Annotated in this window: 10 protein-coding genes; 3 read left to right on the plus strand and 7 right to left on the minus strand. The window is 50.6% G+C overall.

Annotation, left to right across the window (positions count from 1 at the left end; translation table 11 throughout):
* Positions 1 to 78: 78 nt before the first annotated feature.
* From P1P89_12790 to P1P89_12810, 5 genes are all read right to left on the minus strand, one after another.
* Positions 79 to 537, minus strand: a complete 459-nt coding sequence (locus tag P1P89_12790) for a 4Fe-4S dicluster domain-containing protein (GenBank protein ID MDF1592385.1) — start codon at positions 535 to 537, stop codon at positions 79 to 81.
* Positions 538 to 585: 48 nt separating this feature from the next.
* Complete coding sequence (locus tag P1P89_12795; GenBank protein ID MDF1592386.1) at positions 586 to 1893, minus strand: FAD-dependent oxidoreductase; 1308 nt, start codon at positions 1891 to 1893, stop codon at positions 586 to 588.
* 105 nt (positions 1894 to 1998) lie between these two features.
* Positions 1999 to 2646: a hypothetical protein gene (locus tag P1P89_12800; GenBank protein ID MDF1592387.1), complete on the minus strand. Its 648-nt coding sequence runs from the start codon at positions 2644 to 2646 to the stop codon at positions 1999 to 2001.
* Between the two features lie 12 nt (positions 2647 to 2658).
* Positions 2659 to 3420, minus strand: coding sequence for a 4Fe-4S dicluster domain-containing protein (locus P1P89_12805; protein MDF1592388.1), 762 nt, complete (start codon positions 3418 to 3420; stop codon positions 2659 to 2661).
* 70 nt (positions 3421 to 3490) lie between these two features.
* On the minus strand, positions 3491 to 4165 hold the full coding sequence (locus P1P89_12810) for a GntR family transcriptional regulator (protein ID MDF1592389.1): 675 nt from the start codon (positions 4163 to 4165) through the stop codon (positions 3491 to 3493).
* Between the two features lie 344 nt (positions 4166 to 4509).
* On the opposite strand from P1P89_12810, the gene P1P89_12815 reads away from it, so the two are divergent.
* Together P1P89_12815 and P1P89_12820 are read left to right on the plus strand one after the other, a co-directional pair.
* The gene (locus P1P89_12815; GenBank protein MDF1592390.1) at positions 4510 to 5229 is read left to right on the plus strand and encodes a 4Fe-4S binding protein; all 720 of its coding nucleotides are present in this window, start codon (positions 4510 to 4512) and stop codon (positions 5227 to 5229) included.
* Position 5230: 1 nt separating this feature from the next.
* On the plus strand, positions 5231 to 5851 hold the full coding sequence (locus P1P89_12820) for a hypothetical protein (protein MDF1592391.1): 621 nt from the start codon (positions 5231 to 5233) through the stop codon (positions 5849 to 5851).
* 11 nt (positions 5852 to 5862) lie between these two features.
* Here P1P89_12820 and P1P89_12825 read toward each other — a convergent pair whose 3' ends face one another.
* Positions 5863 to 6762: an AEC family transporter gene (locus P1P89_12825; GenBank protein ID MDF1592392.1), complete on the minus strand. Its 900-nt coding sequence runs from the start codon at positions 6760 to 6762 to the stop codon at positions 5863 to 5865.
* 119 nt (positions 6763 to 6881) lie between these two features.
* Here P1P89_12825 and P1P89_12830 point away from each other — a divergent pair, with 119 nt between their 5' ends.
* Positions 6882 to 7118, plus strand: coding sequence for a ferredoxin family protein (locus tag P1P89_12830; protein MDF1592393.1), 237 nt, complete (start codon positions 6882 to 6884; stop codon positions 7116 to 7118).
* Between the two features lie 282 nt (positions 7119 to 7400).
* Here the strand turns inward: P1P89_12830 and P1P89_12835 are convergent.
* Positions 7401 to 8216, minus strand: an 816-nt coding sequence (locus P1P89_12835) for a tripartite tricarboxylate transporter permease (GenBank protein MDF1592394.1), incomplete at its 5' end; no start/stop codon positions are given.

Below are 8216 nucleotides of genomic sequence, written 5' to 3' on the forward strand. Positions count from 1 at the left end.
TTTCTGGCGCAGTTGGTCGAAGACCATCCCGGCCATCCTCAAAATTATGCATATTATTAAAATGGTCTAAATCCATCATCATGTTGTAAATTTCTTCTTGCGGTAATCCTTGCGGTCCACAATGGTCATCGCCTGGGTGGGGCATATTTCCGCGCATATCGGATATCCCATATTGCGGCAGCGGTCACACTTGATTGCAACCTTGATGGTGGGCGACGGGTTGATAATCGCAAAAGGACACACCATCACGCACATCCAGCAGGCAATACACGTCGGTTCATGGACGTAAATCAGACCGGTCTCGGGGTCCTTGCGCATGGTCCCGTTGGGGCAGGCTTTCACGCAGGGCGCGTCATCACAGTGACGGCATTGAATGGCAAACTTCTTGCCTTCCACATATACCCGGGGAACCGGCTGGGGTTGCTCATTGATCGCCAGGGGAAGCTCCTTGCCGACGGATGCGATTTCACTGCCGCACCACAGCTCGCATTGGTGACAACCTGTACATTTTTCTGGGTCTACCTTTATGACTTTCACTTTTCCTCCTTAAAGAGCACAGGCTCTTCTTATGATTTAACCAAAGGGTTAAAGGCCGGTATCCATCAGTTCTTTAAATTCAGGCTCGGTGAACCGGTCGGCATTGCGCCGCACCAGCGGCAGTATATCCATGAAATTTAAATTCCGGCTCAGCAAGACCGGAATAAAATCAGTGACATCCACCTGTTTACGCAGCAAAGCCGTGATAATGCCCGACTTTTGCGTCTGCCCGACAAAAATGGCGCCGACAATACAGCCGTTTTTCAAAATAATCTTTTTATAGGTATTTTTGCTGCGGGTTTTGATTTCCTGAAAATGACAATCTTCCTCCACATAAGTGCATTCCTGGGGATGGGTGACCCCCATGGACATGGCCGGAAAACCGATGAAATTGCCGATGGAATTCATCCGGACGGATCCGCCGTATTCGGTGGTCTGGCCGGCCATATTCAACCCGGCGACCTGTCCCTGCTCAACCGCCATGGGCCAGATGGCATTGATGAAATGGGTGTTGCGGGCGACATCAAACGTCTCGCACACATCCCCGGCCGCGTAAATATCGGGAATGCTGGTGAGCATCTGCTTGTCGATTTTGATGCCCCCAAGTGATCCGATTTCAATACCGGCGCCCTTGGCCAGCGTGATGTCCGGCCGCACGCCCACTGCCAGGACGACCATGTCGCACTCGATTTCCCGGGTGCTGGTAACAACGCCTTGGACACGGCCGTTTCCGGTAAACCGGGTTGCCCGTTCACCGGTCAGGACCTCGATGCCCATCTCTTCGACAACCGCTTTGATGATGGAAGCGGCCTCGTCGTCAAAGACGGTGGGCAGCACCTGGCTGAGCTGCTCGATCAGGGTGACCTTCAGACCCCGCCGCATCAGGCTGATACAGGATTCAACGCCGATGCTGCCGGCCCCGATAACAACGGCTTTCTTGCCTTTGAGGTTATAGACCCGGTCGGCGTCCGCCATGGTTTTCAGTGTCGAAATGCCTTCTTTATCGATGCCCGGAATATTGGGCACAATGGCTTTGCCGCCGGTTGCCAGCAGCAGTTTGTCGAACTCAAATGTCTCGCCGGTTTCGGTCTGAACGGTTTTGGCGTCGGCTGAAATTTCTTTAACCCTGACGCCGATATGAGCCGTTATATTGTTCTCTTCAAAAAAATCGAGCGCACGAAAATTCAACAGCGGCTTGGTCAGTTCTTCCGCTACATAGTACGGGAGCAGGACCCTGGAAAAAAGAGGGGTCTTTTCATCGCTGAACAAATCAATCGGCGACCGTTTGTCGATGGACCGAATCGCCTCGACGGCACTGATTGCAGCAGCGCTCCCGCCAATAATTATATATCGCATCGTTATCTCCTTTTGTTAGGTTCAGGGTTCAAGGTTCCGGGTTCATGGTTACTAAGAATTTCTATCTGTTCTTAACCGTGAACCGTTGAACCATTTTACCCATTTCTAGTATAGGCTGTGAACCGTATACAGGGGCAGCAAATCACGGAAGATTCGCTCACCGCGGGTCAGGTTGTAGTTTCCGCAGGTGCAGCATTCCGCCATTTCCTTAACGCAATCCTTAACGGTTCGACGGCCGCGTTTGACATCCCGCACCATTTTGCGCACCAGGTCGGAAGCGATCATGGCGTGGCCGCACATGGTCACCGTTTTGAGTATGGGGAAATCCGGCAGCATCTCGGTATGGCCCCAGGTGCCCAATGAATATTCCAGTGAATGAATGTAACCGAGTCCGGCTTCATGCATGCACTGCTGCACGACATCCGTGACACCCGATATGATCACCGAGATGCCGGGGCGGTCGTTCTTCAGTTCTTTTAACAGAGTTACGATTTTATCGCGGTTGTCGAACGTGCACTGCACAATGGTTCCGTCCGACACCCGGCTTAATATGTCCGCCATGGTCGTATTGTGAATATTGCCTGTTTTCATGTCGCCCAGATTGATGGGGCCGCATTTGTAGGCAATGCTTAAATATTTCTGGGTTTTCGGGGCCGACCCGATTTTATTGACACCGGTTGCCGGGCATCCCAGAACAACAAAATCGTCTTTCAAACATTCGTAATCGCCGCGGCGATGTAAACTATGTGTCATGATTGTTCTCCTTTACTTGCTCGTCCCATAAAAGTCATATGACGGCAGACCGATGCCGATGTTGTTCTTGGTGTTGACGGAATACCAGATCCCCATTTTTTCCAGGACCGCTTTAATGGGCACTTCGCCTTTGGGCGTCACCTTGGTGATGACTTCCACCGTAAAGACCGATTCCACCCTTTTAGCGGCTTCCTGAAGCGCCCGCAGGGCTTCGGGGAGCCTCTCCAGCTTGCATTTGCCTTCGATGATGGCGGAAGTCGCTTTTTCCCCCAGAACGTCGTCGCGCAGCTTTCCGGTCGTTTTGTCCGACATAAAATGGGTGACCGGATTTTCTTCCGCCAGTTGATATCCGATATTCGCTCCCATCATCGCCATGGCGATAAGTTCAACATCGCGAAAGTAGGCACCGACACCCGGACGGCCCAGCTCAATTCCCACCCCGACTTCGCCGGGCTTAAAGGTTCCCTTGACATCGTTGGTTTTCATTTCCTCGGTGCCGCGTCCCGGAACCTGCGAACCTTTGAACTCAATCAACGGGTTGCTCAAAATCCCGCGAATTTCACGCGGCCACTCTTCTTGAGGCTGATACAGGGCTTGTACCGGACAGATATCGGCCCGCAAACACATACCGCAGTCGGTGCAGGCATCCTGATCAATCTCGATGTAAACCCGGCCATGGATCTTTTCGTGGCGTTTAAACGTCTGAATTTTCCCCATGGGACAATAGGGGAAGCATCGTTTGCATGCGATGCATTTATCTTCATCTACCTTCATAAAACCTCCCTTCTTTCGGTTTTAGTTGTTGTGATATTCAATATTCAAATAATAAAGTCTCTGTTTTACATTAATTTTTGCCGAACAAGGAATACAGGGCATCCTCGCGCGCTTCCTGGATGTGCTCCCGCATGATTCGTTCACACAGGTCCTGGTCTTCCAGTTGCAGGGCCATCATGATTTTATGGTGCCCGTCGATACTGCGGCGGGCGCCGTCCATATGCTGAAGGGTGTCCTTGCGATACCGCAGCACGTATTGACGCAGGTCCACAATCAACCCCAGCAGGCGCGGTTTATGGGCAATCAATCCGTGCAGGGTATCATGGAACTGGGTATTATACTTGAATACCGCATCGATCTTCTGATTCTGATAGGCTTTTTCGGATTTTTCGATAATGGCATCGAGTTTGTCGATGATTTCTTTCTGAACGTTTTTGCAGACATAGCGCAGGGCATAGCCCTCAAGGATCGTACGGATTTCAAAAACTTCCTTGATTTCTTCGATTGAATCCTGTGATACGCAAAATCCACGGGTCTCCAGTGCGCGGACCAATCCTTCCAGTTCCAGCTTGTGAAGCGCCTCCCGGATGGGTGTTCGACTGACGCCCAATTCAGCGGCAAGATGTTCTTCCGTCAGTCTTGCACCGGGCCGAAATTGGCCGGAAAGTACTTTCTCTTTAAGAAACTCGTAAGTCTTTTCCCGTGCGGAAACTGCATTGTTTTTGGCGGCTGGACGCTTTTTCATTATTGTATCCAATCTGTAGCATTGTTACCCGATTTAGAAAATATTTAATTAAACTTGGATGAAATGTCAATAAAAAACTTTATAATGTATTTCATTTATAATTCAAGTACATATGTTTTCATTAGGTTGAATTATAAATGAAATATAAAAAAACATCCCCTTCAATCGATTCAAACGCTTCTTGATTTTTAATTGTTTTTGGATACAATATAAAATATTATTTAAAGTATTGACGATTCCCCTTATTTTGATATGTAAAACGACCCCGCTCTGACATTTCCATCAGAGCCTGCTTGCTCAAACAAACACTTTTGGAAACAACTTGGTATCATGGAGGACATTCAATGAAAATCGATCAGGAACGTTGTATCGGCTGTGGCCAATGCCTCCCCTACTGCCCCGTCAAGGCAATTTCAATGGATGCGGATCTGGCGGAAATTGATTTTGACGAGTGCGTTGAATGCGGCAGCTGCCTTCGAATGTCAGCATGCCCGGGAGATACCATCTATCAGCAGGAAATGGAATGGCCGCGAATCATTCGCAGCGTTCTCAGCAACCCGCTGACGGTTGCCGTTGAATCCGGTATTCCCGGCCGGGGAACCGAGGAAATGAAAACCAATGAAGTCACGGGACGCTTCAAGCTGGGCCAGGTCGGCATCGGCATTGAAGTCGGCCGCCCCATTACCGGCACCCGGCTCTATGACGTGGAAAAGGTAGCCCAGGCGGTCGCCGGACTCGGGGTTGAATTTGAAAAGATAAACCCCACCACCAGCCTGATGTCGGATACCCGGACCGGCAAGTTCAAAGATGAAATTTTAAATGAAAAAGTCCTGTCGGCCATTCTGGAGTTTTCGCTGAAAATCGAAAGGCTGCCGGAAATTTTTCCGGTTCTGAAAAAGGTCGCCGGTCAGATCGACAGCGTTTTCAGCCTCGTTGTCGCCACCCGCATCCACCCGGACGGCTCCGTTCCGACGGCGCCGTACATAGCGGCTTCCGGATTATGGATCGCACCCAACGGAAAAACAAACGTCGGCCTAGGCCGTCCGTTGATTAAGGAGGATTAAAATGACCCATACCCTTCATCGCGTCGGCGAAGGTCTTGAAGAAGACTACGTCATCCTGATGATGCCGTCAAAGGACATCAACCACAAGGGCGCCGCACCCAAATTGCGTCGCTATCTTGAAATGGCGCTTGAAGCCGGCGCCATCAAAATCGGCGATTGCCGCAACGGCAACGAATACCACCAGGGCGGCGTCGCCCGCATCCTGGAAAACCTCCAGGATCAGTCCGTGGTTCATGCGGTGTTTAAGAATCCGGAGGGAGTCGTTAAGGCCCTGCGGTTGTTCAAAGCGGCGGAATTGGGCCTTTGCGTGGTGGTATCCGGCCTGTTCGACCAGGTCGAAAAGTGCTGCGGGGAAGCCGGATTGAAGAAACACACCATCAATCAGTCCATGGGCCGCTGGGGTCGGACCGACAAATTACCGCCGCCTGAAATTCTGCAGCTGAATACCATGTGCGGTCACGGCATGGTATCCGTGGGATTGATTGAAGACGTGATCAAAGATATTAAATCCGGCGACTGCTCCCCTGAAGAAGGGGCCGAACGCCTGTTTGGCCCCTGCGTGTGCGGCATATTCAACCCGTACCGTGCGGCGAAGCTGCTGAGCGAGCTATCGACAAATTAGATCGACGGCGTTTATCCCCGCTGCTGCAGCAAGACAAACAGCAGCGGGATCAACGCGATGCTCAACAGCGTCGACAGGGATACCAGGGCGTTGCTGAAAGCCGGATCGCCTTTATACTTTAAGGAAAATATGGTCACCAATACGCCGGTGGGCATGGCCGACTGAAGAATGCAGATTCCCAGTTGATCGATGGGGAAGGACAGAACCATACCCACGGCAGTTGCGATCAGGGGGGAAACAATCAGCCGGACAACGCCTGCGGCCGCCAATAACAGCAGGGTCGATGTTTTTGCAAAGAAATTCAACTGCAGCCCCCCTCCCACCACGACCATTGAGAGGGGAAACGTTGCCCGGTTCATCAATTCCATATTCTTTAACATCAGCGGGGGCGGTTTTATCTCCAGCGCAGCGCACAGCAATGCCGCCGCCAGGGATATCACCAGCGGGTTCCGGACAAAGCCAGACAGGGTGATATGGCCGGTCATGAGATAAAACCCGACACTATACAGATAAACGTAAGTGCCGATCAGATAAAACAACGCCAGGAGCAGTCCGTTTTCCCCTGAAAAAGCAAAGACAACCGGAAAACCGATAAAGGCATGATTGCCGTAGGAAGCGCCCAGCAGAAAGGTTTTGCGCGTCCCGCCGGTCACGCCCATATATTTGCTGATCATGGCCGCAACTAAAGCCGATAACAACAGGACGCAAAAACCGGCTGCGGCTGTTTTAATGAAAATCGGCCACGAAATCTGCGGGGCATGAACAATCGAATAAAAAACAGTGACCGGCAAAAAGAGATAAAAAATGAGATCATTGATTACCGCAACCGGATAGGGCTTCATTTTTTGCAATACATAAGCCGCGATCAGGATGAAATACATGCTGAAAATATTCTGAAAGGCATCATTCATAAAGTTTTGGTAATTTAGGGTTCAAGTGAAATACTTCAAATTGATACTTGATTTTTATCTGATCTGTCTTACCATAAATTTCGAAAATTGAAATCGGAAAGAAAAGGTCTTGAAAAAATATGGCTTTTAAAACCAACGTGGACAGTAGAAAATGCAACGGCTGTGAAGAATGCCTTGAAGTCTGCAGCGCCGGTGTTTTAGAAGTCCGCAACGGCAAGGCAATCGCCGTCTATCCGGATAGTTGCGTGGGCTGTCAGAGCTGCGTGGACGTTTGCAAAGAGAACGCTATCACTATGGAAGATACGCGCGTCCAATTATCCGGCACCTGTTTAAACCTGTTAAAGGACATACTATAACACCGTCTCACGTTTCCATTTATTATTAACCCGGCATTAAAATATGTCATTCCGGCCGCAGCGTAGCGGAGAGCCGGAATCCAGAAAAGTTTTTAAAAATACTGGATTACCGCTTGCGAGGGAATGACAAAATGTAATAAAAAGTTTGTCTGTTTAATTGCCGGTTAATCATTAAAAAAAGAGCCCCGCAAAGTTTAGGCGGGGCTCTTTTTTTCTGTCAACGATAACAGGATCGGACCGTTTTGATGCTGTTCAATGCCTTTTCGTGTTTATCTGTCGATATTACTCTGAACCCTTTATGTCAATTCCCGCCGGTGCTGCCGTGCTCTCCAGGATGCTGGGTTTTTTTCTGACCGAACTGTAAATGCTGTAAATGAGAGAAATGACCGCCACCAGCAGAATGATGCCGCCGATGGGCCGGAATAAAAACTCGGCCAGATCAAAGTTGGCCATGCGCAAGCCGCGTCTGAGCGAAATTTCCGTAAGTTCGCCAAGCACCAGACCGATAATCAGCGGCGCAATGGGGTAATTAAACTTCTTCATGATGTAACCCAGCAGGCCGAACACAAACATGATCCAGACATCGGTCAGGTCGTTTCTGATGCCGAAGGCGCCCACGGCTGCAAACACGAAGATACACGGCCCCAGAATGGAATAGCGGACTTTTCTGAAATTGGAAAACAGTTTTGCCACCGCCAGCCCGGCAAACAGCATGAAAAAATTCGCCATATACATGGAAATAAATATGGAGTACATCAGCTTGGGCTGATTTAAAAAGAGCATGGGGCCCGGCTGCAGGCCATGCACCAGAAAGCCGCCGATGATCACGGCGGTGGTGGCGCTTCCCGGAATACCCAGCGTCAGCAGCGGCACCATGGCCCCGCCGGTAGCGGCGTTGTTGGCGGTTTCCGGGGCGGCGATGCCTTCGGGGATGCCGGTTCCGAACCTTTCGGGATGTCTGGACCAGCGCACCGCTTCGGAATACCCCACAAAGGCGGCGGTGGTCGCCCCCACGCCCGGCAGGATGCCGATCGCGGTGCCGAGCACGGCCGACCGAATGATCGTCCATTTGAGCCGAATCAATTCCTTTAATCGCGG

Source organism: Desulfobacterales bacterium, from assembly GCA_029211065.1.
In the GTDB taxonomy this organism is placed as follows: domain Bacteria; phylum Desulfobacterota; class Desulfobacteria; order Desulfobacterales; family JARGFK01; genus JARGFK01.